This is a genomic window from Lactococcus lactis (assembly GCF_029023865.1).
GTDB lineage: Bacteria > Bacillota > Bacilli > Lactobacillales > Streptococcaceae > Lactococcus > Lactococcus lactis.
On sequence record NZ_CP118969.1, the window covers coordinates 195,158 to 211,626 of the forward strand.

The 16,469-nt window shown below is 33.7% G+C and carries 17 protein-coding genes; all 17 read left to right on the plus strand.

The window, feature by feature from the left end:
- Positions 1-123: 123 nt before the first annotated feature.
- Positions 124-504 (plus strand): VOC family protein, encoded by a 381-nt coding sequence (locus PYW37_RS01085; RefSeq protein WP_023190039.1) that lies wholly within the window; start codon positions 124-126, stop codon positions 502-504.
- A 57-nt stretch (positions 505-561) separates the two neighbouring features.
- Positions 562-1,461, plus strand: coding sequence for a dTDP-4-dehydrorhamnose reductase (rfbD, locus tag PYW37_RS01090; protein ID WP_025016599.1), 900 nt, complete (start codon positions 562-564; stop codon positions 1,459-1,461).
- A 133-nt stretch (positions 1,462-1,594) separates the two neighbouring features.
- Positions 1,595-2,803, plus strand: coding sequence for a beta 1-4 rhamnosyltransferase Cps2T (gene cps2T, locus PYW37_RS01095; RefSeq protein WP_025016598.1), 1,209 nt, complete (start codon positions 1,595-1,597; stop codon positions 2,801-2,803).
- Positions 2,793-3,731: a glycosyltransferase family 2 protein gene (locus PYW37_RS01100; protein ID WP_025016597.1), complete on the plus strand. Its 939-nt coding sequence runs from the start codon at positions 2,793-2,795 to the stop codon at positions 3,729-3,731. Before cps2T ends, PYW37_RS01100 begins: the two co-directional genes overlap by 11 nt.
- Entirely contained in the window at positions 3,732-4,541 is an 810-nt protein-coding gene (locus tag PYW37_RS01105; RefSeq protein WP_025016596.1) for an ABC transporter permease, read from the plus strand.
- A 13-nt stretch (positions 4,542-4,554) separates the two neighbouring features.
- The gene (locus tag PYW37_RS01110; RefSeq protein ID WP_011675427.1) at positions 4,555-5,748 is read left to right on the plus strand and encodes an ABC transporter ATP-binding protein; all 1,194 of its coding nucleotides are present in this window, start codon (positions 4,555-4,557) and stop codon (positions 5,746-5,748) included.
- Complete coding sequence (locus PYW37_RS01115) at positions 5,741-7,117, plus strand: DUF2142 domain-containing protein (RefSeq protein ID WP_232238906.1); 1,377 nt, start codon at positions 5,741-5,743, stop codon at positions 7,115-7,117. Before PYW37_RS01110 ends, PYW37_RS01115 begins: the two co-directional genes overlap by 8 nt.
- 8 nt (positions 7,118-7,125) lie before the next feature.
- Positions 7,126-8,091 (plus strand): glycosyltransferase family 2 protein, encoded by a 966-nt coding sequence (locus PYW37_RS01120; RefSeq protein WP_025016595.1) that lies wholly within the window; start codon positions 7,126-7,128, stop codon positions 8,089-8,091.
- The gene (locus PYW37_RS01125) at positions 8,081-9,847 is read left to right on the plus strand and encodes a rhamnan synthesis F family protein (RefSeq protein ID WP_025016594.1); all 1,767 of its coding nucleotides are present in this window, start codon (positions 8,081-8,083) and stop codon (positions 9,845-9,847) included. The genes PYW37_RS01120 and PYW37_RS01125 overlap by 11 nt, the downstream gene beginning before the upstream one ends.
- A gap of 93 nt (positions 9,848-9,940) precedes the next feature.
- A complete protein-coding gene (locus tag PYW37_RS01130) occupies positions 9,941-10,660 on the plus strand; it encodes a glycosyltransferase family 2 protein (protein WP_032943221.1) in 720 nt (239 codons plus the stop codon).
- Entirely contained in the window at positions 10,660-11,025 is a 366-nt protein-coding gene (locus PYW37_RS01135) for a DUF2304 domain-containing protein (RefSeq protein ID WP_025016592.1), read from the plus strand. The genes PYW37_RS01130 and PYW37_RS01135 overlap by 1 nt, the downstream gene beginning before the upstream one ends.
- A complete protein-coding gene (locus tag PYW37_RS01140) occupies positions 11,009-11,950 on the plus strand; it encodes an NAD-dependent epimerase/dehydratase family protein (protein WP_025016591.1) in 942 nt (313 codons plus the stop codon). The genes PYW37_RS01135 and PYW37_RS01140 overlap by 17 nt, the downstream gene beginning before the upstream one ends.
- Positions 11,950-13,377 carry a lipopolysaccharide biosynthesis protein gene (locus tag PYW37_RS01145; protein WP_025016590.1) on the plus strand — a complete coding sequence of 476 codons (1,428 nt, stop codon included), beginning with the start codon at positions 11,950-11,952 and terminating at the stop codon, positions 13,375-13,377. Before PYW37_RS01140 ends, PYW37_RS01145 begins: the two co-directional genes overlap by 1 nt.
- Complete coding sequence (locus PYW37_RS01150) at positions 13,374-14,513, plus strand: glycosyltransferase family 4 protein (RefSeq protein ID WP_044009729.1); 1,140 nt, start codon at positions 13,374-13,376, stop codon at positions 14,511-14,513. The genes PYW37_RS01145 and PYW37_RS01150 overlap by 4 nt, the downstream gene beginning before the upstream one ends.
- Positions 14,513-15,358, plus strand: coding sequence for a LicD family protein (locus tag PYW37_RS01155; protein ID WP_025016589.1), 846 nt, complete (start codon positions 14,513-14,515; stop codon positions 15,356-15,358). Before PYW37_RS01150 ends, PYW37_RS01155 begins: the two co-directional genes overlap by 1 nt.
- Positions 15,342-15,920, plus strand: coding sequence for a glycosyltransferase family protein (locus PYW37_RS01160; RefSeq protein ID WP_174433833.1), 579 nt, complete (start codon positions 15,342-15,344; stop codon positions 15,918-15,920). Before PYW37_RS01155 ends, PYW37_RS01160 begins: the two co-directional genes overlap by 17 nt.
- 2 nt (positions 15,921-15,922) lie before the next feature.
- A complete protein-coding gene (locus PYW37_RS01165; protein WP_174433831.1) occupies positions 15,923-16,468 on the plus strand; it encodes a glycosyltransferase in 546 nt (181 codons plus the stop codon).
- Position 16,469: the final 1 nt, after the last annotated feature.

Sequence of the window (16,469 nt, forward strand, 5' to 3'; positions counted from 1 at the left end):
TTGCGAGAAATAAATTTATTGCGCTGTGCTTGATAGTGGTAGGAGTGGCAAATTTTACGATTGCATATAATTCTAAACAGAAATAGCCTCTATCAGTAAATAAGTGCGGGAAAGCGTGGAAATATGATTAATCATATTGGTGGTTTTGCTGTTAAAGACATTGAACGTTCTATTCAATTTTATGAATCTGTGCTTGCTCCTTTGGGTTATAAACTTCATCATCGCTCCGAAAAATCAGCAAATTTTTCGGACAGTATTTCAACAGATCCTTTTGGTGATTTTGCAATTTATGAAGGACAACCTTTCTCTTTTCATTTAGCTTTCCAAGCCAAATTTAATCAAGAAGTAGATGATTTTAACGAAGCGGCCATAAAGCTTGGTGCTAAAGGATATGGCAGGCCTGGCTATCACAAACATTTTCATGAAAATTATTATGCGGCTTTTATTTATGACCCTGATGGTTATGCTATAGAAGCAGTTTGCCATAATAATCAACCGCACTAGGATTTAACATTTTAAATGACAAATCTCTCAGTAGAAAGATTAAAGATTGGAGAACAAATGATTTTAATAACAGGTGGAAATGGACAACTTGGAACAGAGTTGCGTCATTTACTTGATGAACGTGGCATAGCTTATACAGCAACAGATGCTAAAGAACTCGATATTACTGACGGCGTCGCTGTTGATAAATTCTTTGATGAAAATAAACCTGAACTTGTCTATCATTGTGCGGCTTATACAGCTGTTGATAAAGCTGAAGACGAAGGTCGTGAACTTGATGAAAAAATCAATGTTGATGGAACTAAAAATGTAGCCGAAGCGGCAGCACGTGTTGGGGCAACACTCGTTTATATTTCAACTGACTATGTTTTTGGCGGAACTTTGCCAATTGGCCAAGAGTGGCCGGTTGATGCACCAAAAGCTCCTGAATCTGAATATGGGCGGACGAAACATCTTGGTGAAGAAGCAGTTGTGGCTTCTGGTGTAAAACATTACATCATCCGTACTGCTTGGGTTTTTGGTTCTTATGGACCAAACTTTGTCTTCACAATGCAAAACTTGGCGACACGTTTTCCAGAATTAACCGTTGTTAATGATCAACACGGCAGACCAACTTGGACACGTACACTTGCTGAATTTATGGTTTATTTGGTTAATGAAAAAGCTGATTTTGGTTTTTATCATCTAACAAACGATGCTGCGCCTGGTGAAGATGTGACTTGGTTTGATTTTGCTAAAGAAATCTTGAAAGACACAGATGTGCTCGTTAAACCTGTGGATTCAAGCAAATTCCCGGCAAAAGCAAAACGTCCATTTAATTCAACAATGAGTCTTGAAAAAGCAAAAGCGACAGGTTTTGTCATTCCAACATGGCAAGAAGCTTTAGCAAGTATGCTTGAAAAAGGCGATTTGCGTGAAAATAAAGATGGCGTAAAAGGCGAAATTAACAAAAAATAATGACTCTGTCATTAAAATAAACTAATTGAAAATTCTGTCAGCGACCTGCAAAAGCTCGTCAGTACTGACAGAATTCTCATTTTGAGAGGCTGAAATAATCACTAAATAAATTTTAGTGAGTAAAAGGAACAACATGAAAAAACACGTTTTTATCATTGGTAGCCGTGGCTTACCAGCGAAATATGGAGGGTTTGAAACATTTGTTGAAGAACTCGTCAAACATCAAAATAATAAAAATATAAAATATCATGTAGCTTGTCAAAGTGAGAATTCAGACATGGCACTACCTGGAGAACATTTTGAGTATCTTGGAGCAGATTGTTTTGTAATTAAGTTACCCAAAATTGGTTCAGCACGTGTGATTGCTTATGATATTTTAGCCATTAATGCGGCACTTAAATATTGTAAAAAAGAAGAAATCAAAGCGCCTATTTTTTATATTCTTGGGAATACAGCAGGTGGATTTATTGGCCACTATGCCAATAAAATCCATAAACTTGGTGGAAAATTATTTGTCAATCCTGATGGATTGGAATGGAAAAGAACCAAGTGGGCAGCACCAATTCGTTCTTATTTGAAATTTGCTGAGAAAAAAATGGTGCGATATGCTGATTTGATTATTTCAGATAACGCAGGAATTAAAGAATATTTAACAAGTGAATATGGACAAGTTGAATCAGAAGTGATTGCTTATGGAACAGAAAAGTTCAAGTCCGATTTGACAGAATCAGAAACTCTGGTAAAATATAAAGTTAATGATTATTATTTGATTGTAGGGCGTTTTGTGCCTGAAAATAATTATGAAACGCTAATTAGAGACTTCATGAAAAGTTCAACAAAACGAGACCTTGTGATTATTACTAATCACGAAGGGAATGCTTACTTCAAAGAATTGCGCGAAAAAACGCAATTCGACAAGGATGCACGAATTAAATTTGTTGGAACAGTCTATAATCAAAACGAATTGAGATATATTCGTGAACATGCCTTTGCTTATTTACATGGTCATGAGGTAGGGGGGACAAATCCTGGATTGCTTGAGGCCATGTGGTCAACAGCGGTCAATGTTGTTTTAGGAGTCAATTTCAACCGGACGACAGCAGGCGATTCCGTCATTTATTTTGACAAGGAAAATTTACTGACAACTTTGTCAGAAGTTGAAAATTTGACCCCAGATGAAGGTCAAAGATTACACGAAAAAGCTCAGGCAATTATCGAAGAAAAATATACTTGGGAGCATATTTGTGCTCAATATGAGGACCTTTTCGCTCCAAAGTTTACTGATGAGTCTGAGCCTTTAAGAAAAATGGAGAACCTAGCCAGAGGCGGAGATGAGAGTTAATATTTTAATGTCAACCTACAACGGCGAGAAGTTCGTCGCTGATCAGATTGAGAGTATTCAAAAACAAACTTATACTGACTGGAATTTAATTATTCGTGACGATGGTTCAATTGATAGAACCTGCGAAATTGTTGATGATTTTGTCAGTAAAGACAACAGAATTAAATTAATTCGAGCTGAAAATGTTGGGGTGATTAAATCCTTTCATGAGCTTGTAACAGATAATAACAATGCTGACTTCTATTTTTTTGCTGACCAAGATGATTATTGGTTGCCAGAGAAGCTATCAGTAATGCTAGAAGAAACTAAGAAACATGATAATAGTAAACCGGTTATGTATTATACAGATTTGAAAGTTACTGACAGAAACCTTAATGTGACTTCGGAATCCATGATACGCAGTCAGTCTGACCATGCAAATACAAAGCTTGTTCAAGAATTGACCGAGAATACGGTCACAGGCGGAGCGAGTATGATTAATCATGAGCTTGCACAACTTTGGCAAAGCACAAATGATATTATTATGCATGATTGGTATTTGGCAATTGTAGCAGCTGCACTCGGTGAGTTGGTTTATATTGACCAACCTACTCATCTTTATCGTCAGCACGATTCTAATGTTTTGGGAGCAAGAACCCTCTCAAAACGGATAAAAAAATGGACACACCCAAACTTATGGTTTGAAAAATATTGGTGGCTCATTACAGCCAGTCAAAAACAAGCTCAAAAATTACTGACAGAAAATTTGTCACTAATGTCGGAAGATGACAAAGCGCTTGTGACAGCTTATGTCAATATTTTAGCAGAACCGAAAGCAAAGCGTCGTCAAATTCTTGAACAATATGATTTACGTAAAAATAAAAATTATCATACAAGAATTTTTCGAACACTTATCATCACAAAATTTGCATATAAAGGAAAAAAATAAATGAATTTCTTCAGCCGTAGAAATCAAATTCTACTTAAAGAGTTAATTAAAACTGACTTTAAACTTCGTTACCAAGGAAGTGTCATAGGTTACCTATGGTCTATCTTAAAACCCCTTTTACTTTTCTTGATTCTCTATCTCGTCTTCGTAAGATTCATGCGTTTTGGGGAAGCAATTCCTCACTTTGCTGTTGCTCTGTTACTCGGGATTACAATCTGGAATTTCTTTAGTGAAGCAACAAATATGGGAATGCTCTCAATTGTCAGCCGTGGAGATTTATTGCGAAAAGTTAACTTTTCAAAGCCTGTCCTCATCTTCTCAGTTGTTGCCAACGCTTTTATTAATTTAATGATTTCTTTAGTTGTCGTTATTATCTTTGCTTTAATTAATGGCGTACAAATGAGCTGGACAGTAATATTCGCCGTTCCTTTACTTCTAGAATTAATCATCTTCACGATGGGAATTGCCTTTATCCTTTCAACCCTTTTTGTTTATTTCCGTGATTTAGGACCAATTTGGGAAGTAGTAATGCAAGCAGCTTTCTACGGAACACCAATTATCTATCCAGTAACACAAATCTCAACTTCACATCTTGAAATTGCCAAAATATTGATGCTTAATCCAATGGCTCAAATTGTTCAAGATATGCGTTATATTTTAACTTTTAGTAACAATGCCAATCCAACACTATGGCAAATGTGGCACAATCCTTTTGTAATTATCGTTCCATATATCTTGCCGATTCTTGTATTCGGACTTGGACTTTGGATATTTACTAAAAACTCTAAGAAATTCGCAGAAGTTATTTAATTAAGGAGACAAAATGGCTGAATTAGCAGTAAAAATTGATCATGTAAGTAAGTATTTTCGTCTTCCGACAGAAGCGAGTACAAGCCTTCGGACAACTCTTGTCAATCGATTTAGAGGAATCAAAGGTTATAAAGAACAACATGTCCTAAAAGACATTGATTTTGAAGTAGAAAAAGGTGATTTCTTTGGGATTGTTGGTCGTAATGGGTCAGGTAAATCAACACTTTTAAAAATCATTTCTCAAATTTATGTTCCAGAAAAAGGAAAAGTTACCGTTAATGGTAAATTAGTTTCTTTCATTGAACTTGGTGTTGGTTTCAATCCCGAGCTTACAGGCCGTGAAAATGTTTATATGAACGGTGCGATGCTTGGATTTTCAACTCAAGAAATTGATGAAATGTATGACGAAATTGTCGATTTTGCAGAGTTACATGAGTTTATGAACCAAAAACTCAAAAATTATTCTAGTGGAATGCAAGTTCGTTTGGCTTTCTCAGTTGCTATCAAAGCAAGAGGAGATGTTCTTGTTTTAGATGAAGTTTTGGCTGTTGGGGATGAAGCATTCCAAAGAAAATGTAATGATTATTTCTTGGAAAGAAAAAAATCTGGATTGACAACCATTTTAGTTACCCATGACATGAATGCCGTAAAAAAATATTGTAATAAAGCGGTACTTATCGAAGATGGTCTAATTAAAGTTGCAGGAAATGTAGATAAAGTTGCTAACCAATACAGTTTGGACAATTTAAAACGTCTTAAAGCGGCTCAAGAAGAATCAACAGAAGAAGTTGAAGAGTTTGTCAGTGATTTAAAAGTAAATTTATTATCACCAGTACAAACAACGCCAGAACAACCCATTAAATTTGAAGTTTCTTATAATGTTAAAGAAGATATTAAAACTTATGTTGCTTTCTCATTAACCGATGCAGACCGTAATATCTGGATTTATAATGACAACTCAATGGATTACCTGACCGAAGGTCAAGGTGAAAAACGAGCTGTTTATGAATGCAAACTAGACCAAGTTAATAATTTAAAACTCAAGCTACAAGTTTCAGTGCGGAATGCCAAAGATGAAATGGTTGCTTATGATATCGATGAAAAAATCATTATTATTAATCGTCTCGACATTCCAAAAGATGACCTCAGTGCTAAAGATTCAGCAAGCGGCCTAATCTTGCGGAATGGAGATTGGAATTTTGGTTAAAGAAAAGACTCAAACTAAAAAATTAATGAAACCAGAGCGACTTTTTTTAATTGTTACTCTTGTTGCTGGCTTGATTTTTGCGATTGCTCAACCACTTTTTATTGAGCCGGATTCAAGTTATCATTTTGATAAATCGTCTTATCTTTCAAATACAGTTGTGGATAGAACAAAAATTGGCTTTCCTGCTGAGGATTATCAATCAGCACCCCTTCCTTTTACAACGGTCACAACGAAAATGAAAGATGGAACTTATTTCAAAGATTTTTTTGAAACAAAACTTCCACTGGTTTCTAAAAGTAAAGTAACAGATAAGCGTGCCTTAGGAAAAAAATGGTATCAGGATATCATGCATTTGATTCCTGCTTTGGGCGTAAAAGTGGGTTATATGATTTACCCATCAGTAGGTTCGATGGTCTTGGTTGCTCGGTTATTTAGTTTAATTTTCTTTGTTTTGACGATGTATTTTATCATCAAAAAACTAAAAGCTTACCAAATGATATTCACAATCATATCTGTCACTCCTGTTGCTATTCAATTTGCTACAAGTTTAAGTTATGATTCTTATAATTATATTGTTTTTGCTTGGCTAAGTGCAACCTTGATTAACTTGGCAGTAGAGTTGCAAGAAAATAAAGAAATTCAGCTAAAAGATTTTTTCTTAAGAATTATTCTTCCGTCGATTGCCTTGTATTTTTCAAAGGCCAACTCACGCTTACTTTATTTAATTGTTTTGGCAGTATTTATAGTAATAGTTGCGAAAAAATTAAAACTTAGCTTAACAAAACTACAAGTTCTTATTGGAAGTGGTGTATTAATTGGCCTAGGAGCTTTGGTTTATATTTTTAGATATCATGACCAATTATGCCTTGTAGTAAGTAAGTTCCTTTACACGTTCATGGAGCCTTATTACTCAGTATTAACAACTCAAGTTATCAGTGGAACTTCAACAGCAGCAATACCTGCTTGGTTTTATCCAATCCAATATGGTGCATTAATTCTTTTATTCTTATCTTATACTAAAGAACAAGTGCCGCGTTGGTTTGCATGGTTAGGTTTACTTATTAACTTGATTAATCTGTTTGGAGTATTATTTAAATTTGCCATTGACCCAGCTTTTACTGAACACGTAATCACAGGGCCACAAGGAAGATACTTCACAGTCTTTATCTTACTCTTGGCACCAATTTTGGCCCTTCTAGCCCAAAAAATTTCAGTTAAATCAACTGGAAGTTGGTTGAGAAGAATCGTACTTTTTGTTAGTTTAATGGCCCTTGCCTTGAACTTAGGTGTTACCACACTTAGGTCTTACCACTTGCATCTACCAATGGATGAATACCGCTCAGGAATAGAACATTATATCTTTAAATAGGTGAAATTATGGATAAAAAAGTATCAGTCGTAGTGACATGTTATAATCATGAAAAATACATTGAGGAATGCTTGCGCAGTATCTTTGGGCAAACTCATCAAGAAATAGAACTCTTAATTTTTAATGATGGTTCAACAGATGCTTCTGGAGAGGTAATTTCAGAAGTGTTGCAAGATTCTCCGTTTACAGAAACACATTATTTTTCAGAAAAAAATAGAGGTTTGGCCTACGTCCGAAATGATGCTTTGAGTAAAATGACTGGCGATTTTCTGTTGTTCGTAGATAGTGATAACTTTTTAAATGATGATCATATCGAAAAATTACTGACAGAATTGTCAGTAACAAATTCAGACATTGCTTATTGTCAACTTTGGGATTTTAATGCCCAAAGAGACGTTTTACGTCCAGACTTAGAATACAGCTTTGAAAAAGAAATTGTGGGGAATTTAATTGATGCCTCATCACTTGTCAGGACTTCTAAGATTGTTGATGCAAAATTTGATGAATCTTTGAATAACCAAACTCTTGAAGATTACGACTTTTGGCTTAATTTAATTATAAACAATGAAGCAAAACCAGTTTATGTCTCCACTACAAAGTTAAATTATAGAGTATTAAATGAGTCCTTAAGTAAGCGCGGCAATTGGGAAAATTATTATAAATCCTATTTCTATATCATCAACAAATATATTCAAAAAATTCCAGCAGAATTGATAGAAGCCTTACAAAAAAATTTACTACTTTGGGTAGACAACTACCAAAATCTAGTAATTGATAGTGAGCAAAAACTTGCTGACAAAGAACAAGAACTCATTAATCATAATACCCAAGAAGAGATAATGAGAAAAATCATAGCTGACAAAGATACTCATATTGCTAACCAAGAAAAAATGATTTCTGATATCACCAACTCCCTAGCTTATCGAATATTAAACAAACTTCTACACCCCTTAGGAAAGAAACATGAACAATAAATTATTACTATACGTACATTTTAACCGAAATAACGAATTAAGCGACCATGTTATATATCAACTAACCCATTTACGTCAGAATTTTAAAGAGATTTTCTTCATTTCAAATAGTCAGATGGATGAGAACGATTTATCAACATTAACAGGGCAAAATCTTATTGACGGTTTTATGCAACGTGAAAACAAGGGGTATGATTTTGTCGCTTGGTCAGACGCGATGAAGCATTATGGATTTGATAAATTGGCTTCGTATGATTCAGTTACTGTTATGAATGATACATGTTTTGGTCCTGTTTATGATTTTGAAGGAATTTTAGCAAAATTTGACAAAGATACAAGCGTTGACTTTTGGGGAATTACTAATAATCGAAGCCATAAGGTAAAACCTTGGGAAAATCGAGAAGCGATTGTATTACCAGACCATATTCAAAGCTATTTTGTCAACTATAAACAAAAAATTGTAAAGAGTGGAGCATTTGAAAATTTTTGGGCAAATATTGAAGTTTTAGATGATGTTGTAGAAGTTATCGTAAAATACGAAACAGCAATGACCAAGTATTTTGAAGATGCTGGATTTAAGTCAGGAGTTGTATTTGATACACGTAAAGAAGAGTGGGCAGGCATGCTTGTCCATGATTTTTCCGTATTCAATTTACCAGAATTGTTGAAAAGACACATTCCTTTCCTAAAAATAAAAGCTTTCAGCTATGGTGCAGAAAATATTTATACTCCTTTAGTGATTGAACGTTTAAAACAAGAAACTTCTTTTCCGGTTAAACTTATTGTTAATCACATGACAGAAGTAGATTATCCGGACCGTGAATACATGTTAGAAGAAAAAACACTGAAATTCACAAAAGAAGTAAGTTCGAAAACTAATTTGAAAATTGGTATTCACCTTCATGCATTTTATCTTGACCTAATTCCTGAATATCTTAATTATTTTGATAAATATGTTCAAAATTATGATTTATATATCACCACAGATACAGAAGAAAAGTATGAAGAAATTCTTAAAAATTATCCTCTTCCACAAATAAAAAAAGTTATCGTAACCGGTAATAAAGGAAGAGACGTTCTTCCGTGGATGCAAGTTTCAGAATTAATGACAGATTATGACCTTTGCGGACATTTTCACACTAAAAAATCAAAAGATAATGATTGGATTGTGGGAGAATCTTGGAGACGAGATATTGAATATTCTTTATTAGAACCTGCTCAAGCTATTTTTCATGAATTTGAAAAAAATCCAAAGCTTGGCTTAATGATTGCTGACGTTCCATCATTTTTTGAACATTTTTATGGGCCAACATACATCACCGAACGTGATATTTGGCCAGATATGCAAGAAATTTGGCAAAAAATAGACTTTGAAAATTCCAAAGAATTGAAGCAGAAAGATAGCTATGTAATGAGTTACGGCACAATGATTTGGTATCGTCCTCAAGCTTTGAATAACTTATTAAATGTTAATATTCAGGCTGACGTTCCAGAAGAGCCTTTACCATATAATAGTATTTTACATGCATTTGAACGCCTTCTTGTTTATGTTTCGTGGGCAAATGGCTATGATTTCCGTATTTCTCAAATACAAACAAATAATGGGTTTGTTGCGAACATTTCAGCAAATCGACTCTTACGTTCTGTAGAGACTGATTTAACACAGACAAAATTACGGGATCTGGTTAAAATGATTTTTAAAAAGATTAAAGTAATTATTGTATACCGTTTAGGACTTAATAAAAAAAATAAGTAATTTATGGTAAAATTTATATTAGAAAACTGTATAGAAAGTTGTACAGCGCAAATATTATGAGGAGAACTTGGCACTGTGTCCGAAGACAAGAAAATGAAAATTTTACTAATTATCCCGGCTTATAATGAGGGCGAAGGAATATTAGAAAATCTAAAAATTGTAGAGGACTATCAAGCCACTTGTCCTTATCAATTAGATTATGTAGTAATAAATGATGGATCCACTGACAACGAAGAAGAAATTTTGATGGCAAACAACATTAACCACGTTGAATTGATTCAAAATCTCGGAATAGGTGGAGCCGTACAAACAGGTTATCTTTATGCCCTACAAAATTCTTACGATATAGCCGTTCAATTTGATGGAGATGGTCAGCATGATATCCATTCTTTACCAAATCTGGTAGAGCCTATTTTGAATGATGAAGCTGATTTTACCGTTGGTTCTAGATTTTTAGACGAAAGCAATTCTGAATTTAAGTCTTCAAAATCACGTCAAATGGGTATAAAAATTCTATCATCTTTAATTTATATGTCTTCTAAAATAAAAATTAAAGATGTTACCAGCGGTTATCGAGCAGGAAATCGTAAAGTGATTGAGCAATTTGTTAAAAGATATCCAAGACAATATCCAGAACCTGAAAGCTACATGCACCTCTTTTCTAAAAATATTCGTGTAAAAGAAGTGGGAGTAAGGATGTTTGAGCGAACTACTGGAGTTTCAAGTATTAATATGCTTAAAGGCGTGAACTATATGGTTAGCGTATCTCTAGCAATTTTAGCAAGCTCTGTGTTAGGAAAGGAGAAACCATAATGCCGATACAACTTCGGATATTAGCCATCGTTCTTGCTGTGCTTTTCTTTGTCTATACCATAAGATTGGTTAGAAAAGATAAGGCAGAGGTAAGGCATATGTTGAAATGGCTTATCTTGGCTCTCATCATGTTGATCGGAGCTATATTTCCGGAAGTGGGAAGTAATATTGCCCACTTCTTCGGAATTGAAACTCTAACAGCACTTACTTTATTCATGTTGGTAGGTATTCTTCTAATTATTTCCTTAAAGTATCAAATGTCTTTAATATCAGCTGAAAAACAGATTAAGAATTTGATACAAGAGGTATCCTTGTTGAATAAGAAAATAAAAGAGCTGGAGAGAAAAAATGATAAAAAAGAATAATGTATTAATAACGGGTGGGGCAGGATTTATTGGCTCAAGTTTAGCCAATGTGTTATTACCTCAAAACAAAGTTACTGTTATTGACAATCTTTCAATGGGTGATTTTAAAAATCTGCACGAGTCAGCTAATCTGACGAAAATTTTAGGTGATGTTACGGATAAAAAACTTTTGACAAAAGTTTTTGAAGAAAATGATTTTGATTATATTTTTCACTTAGCGGCAATTGCCTCAGTAGCAGATTCAGTTGCTCGCCCTTATGAAACTCATCAAGTTAATTTTGACAGTACGATGATGATTTTAGAAATTTTACGTCAAAATAAAAAATCATTGAAACGATTTGTTTTCTCCTCAAGTGCTGCTGTTTATGGTGACGAACCTACGCTCCCTAAAACTGAAGAAAGTACAATTCGTCCTCTTACTCCCTATGCGATTGATAAATTTGCTTCTGAAAAAATGGCGATGATTTATTATAATTTATATGATATTCCTGCCAGTGCAACACGCTTTTTCAACGTTTATGGACCTAATCAAAACCCTAATTCTCCATATTCAGGTTTTATCTCCATTCTTGTTAATCGTTTACGAGAAAATACAGAATTAACCATTTTTGGAGATGGAGAACAATCTCGAGATTTTGTTTATATAGAAGATGTTATTCAAGCATTACTGTTAATAGCAACCTCTAATCAATCTTTGGGGGAAGTCTACAATGTTGGAACAGGAATCAAAAATACTATAAATGATTTGACGAAATTTGCTCAGAAATTTACAGATAAAGAATTATCAATAAAATATGATGCTGCACGTCAAGGAGATATAAAGGATTCATTATCAGATGTTTCAAAACTTGAAAGCATAGGATATAAACCTAACTTTGATTTAGCTGACGGAATGAAGAAGTATCTCAACTACGAGTTTAAATAATGAAAAACGAATTTAAAACAGGAATCTTTTTTACTGCAATTGCCCAGTATAGTACAGTTATTGTACAACTTATAATTAATATGATTCTTTCACGATTATTAACTCCTGAAGAAATTGGGATGGTTACTATCGTGCAAGTTATTATATTTTTCTTCCAACTTTTAGCCGGATCAGCAATTGGACCTGCTATCATCCAAAACAAAAATTTGAATGAAAAAGACTACGGAATAATTTTTAACTATTCTGTTATTTTTGGTATATTTTTGGTTCTTGCTTTTGGCTTTGGAGGGGGAATAATCCTTAGCACTATTTATAGTAATCCAATATATATCCCACTATGTTGGGCAATGACGCCTATTATTATGATGAGTTCTATGGTACAAGTTCCTAATGGAATTCTTGGTAAAGAAAAGCGATTCAAAGAAATAAGTATTCGTTTACTTTTATCAGGTATTTTGGGAGCGATTTTTGGTATTACGGCAGCTTTTCTACACGCTGGAGTTTATGCAATGGTTCTTGTCTATGTTGTCACTGACTTAACAAGTTTTCTATTGACCTTTAAAATTGTTAAGATAGATTATACTAGATCTCTAAATTTTAAACCAGTTAGAGAAATTTTACCTTTTGTTAAACATCAGACAGGATTCTCCGTTATCAATTATTTTTATCGAAATTTGGACAATTTATTAGTTGGGAAATTTCTTGGCACTACACTGCTAGGAAATTATTCAAAGAGTTATCAACTTTTATCTTTCCCAATTACAATTTTTTTGAATGTTATCAATCCAGTGATGCAACCTATTCTGGCTGAACATGAAAAAAATGTTGTATTAATTAGAGATACCTACCTCAAAGTTTGTCGCCTCCTTGCAATTGTTGCTATTCCAGTTTCAATTTTCTTTTCATTAAATGCGGGTCCTATTATTTATTTACTTTTTGGTAAGCAATGGAGTATGGCAATTCTCCCACTTTCTATACTAAGTTTAAGTATTTGTCCCCAAATGTTGTCACAGTCAATGTCTGCAATTTGGCAATCTCGTAACCTTACTAAAATTCAATCAGTAAGTGGTTTTATTTCTCTTGGAATCATCAGCTTATGTATTTTCATAGGGATTTTAGGTGGTAACTTAACTAGTGTTTCAATTGCCGTTTCAGGAGCATATTTCTTGAATTTTATTGTTTCTGGAAGTCTATTGATGAGACGTGCCTTAGATAGTAACTTTTTCCAACTTTTTAAAGTAATTATTAAACCACTATTTTTAGGAATCATTTTGAGTGTTATTGTCATTTTAACCAATCCATATATTAGTTTTTCAAATCTGTTTATCACTCTGTTACTGAGAGGGATTATTTGGCTAATTATTGTTGCACTATTTTTAGTCGTTACAGGAGAACTTAAGAAAATTAAGGAAATGGTAAAAAAATGAAGGAAAAAACAGTTGCAATTTTTAATGGTTATTATATTCCCCATCTTGGAGGAGTAGAACGTTATACTTATAATATCGCTAAGAAGTTGACTGAAAAGGGTTACCGTGTTATTATCATAACAACCCAACATGATGAAAACTTAACTAATGAAGAAATTCAAGAAGGAATAAAAATTTATCGCTTGCCCATAAAAAATCTTTGGAAAAATAGATATCCTTTTTTGAAAAAAAATCGAATTTATCACTCATTAATAGAAAAAATTGAAACAGAATCAATTGATTATTATGTTGCCAATACTCGCTTCCATATTCCAGCTATTCTTGGTGTTAAAATGGCAAAAGCAAAAGGAAAAGAAGCTATTGTAATTGAACATGGTTCGTCTTATTTGACATTAAATAATCCTATTTTAGACTTTATATTGAGAAAAATAGAACAATGGCTTATTGGAAGGGTGAAAAAAGATACAAGTTTATTCTATGGTGTTTCAAACGAAGCATCCGAGTGGTTAAAAACTTTTAATATAAAAGCTAAAGGGGTCTTATCTAATGCAGTTGCTGTTGATGAGTATCTTAATCAAAAAATCGAAAAAGATGAAAATAAGATTACTATATCCTATGCAGGTCGTCTGATTCCTCAAATGAAAGGTGTAGAAATACTCCTATCTACTTTTTCTAAACTCTCAAAAGAACGAAAAAATTTAGAATTAATTATTGCAGGGGATGGTCCACTTTTAAAAGAGGTTCAAAGAAATTATTCACAAGACAATATCAAGTTTTTGGGGTATGTTCCTTATGAGAAAGTATTAGAAATTGATGCAAAATCAGATGTGTTTGTGCTCATGTCTCGTAGTGAAGGTTTTGCAACGGCGATGCTAGAAGCGGCGATGTTAGAGAATGTTATCGTAACAACTTCGACTGTTGGAGGGGCTAAAGATATTATGCCCGATGAAACTTATGGCTATATTATTGAAAATAATGAAACAGAATTATTTGAAACATTAACAAAAGTTTTAGATAATAAAGAGCAGATGAGATCAATGCAGAAGAAAATTTCTAAAAATGTGTTGGAAAATTTCACATGGGAGCAGTCTGCAAAACGGTTTATAAAAGTTTTTAACGAATTGGATGAAAAATAATGAAAGAACTTACTAACGAAGAACTTCGAGGAATACAATTAGAACAATTAAAATATATCGACAGTATTTGTCGAGAAAATGGAATTGAATACACACTTGCGGGTGGTTCTTTGATTGGGGCAATTCGTCATGGCGGCTACATTCCATGGGACGACGATATTGATATAGAGTTAATGCGCCCACATTATGAACATCTAATTAGTGTTTTAATGAACCAGCTACCAAATGAAAAATATGCGCTCTTACATTATAAAGTAAGGGAAACTTATCTCCCTTTTGCTAAACTTTATGATACTCGGACGAGTTTTACAAGTAAAATTGATAACTTAAATCGAGGGACTGGTGTCTTTTTAGATATCTTTCCAATGGATATTTTACCTGACAATGAAGAAGAAAGACAACTCTTTAAAAAAGAGTTTTTGAAAAAGGCAATTCAACTAACGGCTTCCAATCCTCATGGCTTAGATTTTGCAAGTTCAAGTAAAAAAATATATTTTTGGGGTAAACTTGTTTTATGGATGCCTCAACACATTCGTTTCTATGGAAAATATCGAATTTTGGCTGAAAAATTGGATAAATTCATGCAAAAATATCGTAATAGCGATAACCAATTAATTAGCTATCTTTATACTGGCTATAAAAAAGCTATTTTCCCTAAAGACATTTGGGAAGAATACGAAGATGTTAAGTTTGAGGGGTTAATCGCTCGAAAACTTAAAAATCATGAAGCGTATTTAACTCGTCAATATGGGGACTACATGAAACTCCCACCAGAGAATGAGCGAGTGAATCATGATTATTACAAATGGTATTGGAAAGGGGACGAAAATGGAGGAACCAATTAGGATTCTGCATGTTATTGGGAAAATGGACCGCGCTGGTGCTGAAACAATGATTATGAATCTTTATAGAACGATTAATCGTTCAAAAATCCAGTTTGACTTCATGGTTCACAGCTCGGAAAAAGGAGACTATGACGACGAAATACTCGCCTTAGGTGGAAAAATTTATCATGTACCTTATTTTAATGTCGCAAACTACTTTGACTATACCAAAAAGTGGAAAGAGTTTTTTAAAAGTCATTCAGAACACAAAATTGTTCATGGGCATATCGGTAGCAGTGCCGCGATTTATTTAAAGATAGCTAAAAAATTTGGAAAGTATACCATTGCACATTCCCACGCATTAAACAGTACGATATTTAGCGAGAGAATAAAATATGGTATCGTTTCTTATCCTACAAGACATATTGCGGACTACTTTTTGGCCTGTTCGTTGCTAGCAGGTCAGGACAGATTTGGGGAGAAGGTTGTCAAAGGAAATCGTTTTTCTGTTTTGAAAAATGCAATTCAATCTGATAATTTTTCTTATTCAGATGAAGTAAAAGAAAAAAGTTACAAGAATTAGGATTGAAAGATAAGTTTGTAATTGGTCATATAGGAAGACTAGCACTCGCGAAAAATCACACCTTTTTATTAGATGTTTTTAAAGAAGTTGCTTATAAAAAAAACAACGCTGTTTTAGTTCTTGTTGGTATTGGTCCCCTGGAAGACAAAATAAAACAAAAAGTGAAAGATTTAAAAATTGAGGATAAAGTCATTTTCTTAGGTTTGAGAAAAGATATTCCAGAGTTACTGCAAGCAATGGATATATTTGTTTTTCCATCTTTATATGAAGGCTTAGGAGTGGTGGTTGTAGAAGCTCAGGCAACTGGAATTAATTGCATTATTTCTGATACGGTACCTGATGAGGTTGATATTCATGCTGACTTGCTACAAAGTCTCCCCTTGACTAAACCAGCAAGTTATTGGGCAAAGAAAATATTAGAAACTAGAATTAATAATCGTTATTCAAGACAATCAGAAGTAATTGAAAGTGGCTACGATATAAAGGCTACTGTCAACTGGCTCCAAGATTTTTATTTAGAGCAAGAAATAGATAGGATAAGGAACTAAA